At 71.7% G+C, this 487-nt stretch carries 1 pseudogene; it reads right to left on the minus strand.

Features of this window, described 5'->3' with window-relative positions:
* Nucleotides 1-487: pseudogene (locus tag E4V01_RS25445) on the minus strand (excinuclease ABC subunit A); the annotation flags it as partial.

Raw genomic sequence — 487 nt, forward strand, 5'->3', positions numbered from 1 at the left:
CGGCGCGCTCGCGGATCGTCAGCGACGGGTCGGGCACCATGGAGGCTTCCGTGGCCCGGTAGATCCGCCCGAGCCCGCCGCAGGAGGGGCAGGCGCCCTGGGGCGTGTTGGGCGAGAAGTCCTCCGCGTAGAGCATCGGCTGGCCCGGCGGGTAGGTGCCGGCGCGCGAGTACATCATCCGCACGAGGCTCGACAGGGTGGTGACACTGCCGACCGAGGAGCGTGCGCTGGGCGTGCCGCGCTGCTGCTGGAGGGCGACGGCCGGGGGAAGTCCCACGATGGAGTCGACGTCGGGCACCCCGACCTGATCGATCATCCGCCGCGCGTAGGGTGCGACGGACTCGAAGTAGCGCCGCTGGGCCTCCGCGTAGAGCGTACCAAAGGCGAGCGAGGACTTGCCGGAGCCCGAGATGCCGGTGAACACCACGAGGGCATCGCGCGGCAGCTCCACGTCGACGTCGCGCAGGTTGTGTTCGCGGGCGCCCTT

Origin of the sequence: Methylorubrum sp. Q1 (genome assembly GCF_004683995.1) — a bacterium.
In the GTDB taxonomy this organism is placed as follows: domain Bacteria; phylum Pseudomonadota; class Alphaproteobacteria; order Rhizobiales; family Beijerinckiaceae; genus Methylobacterium.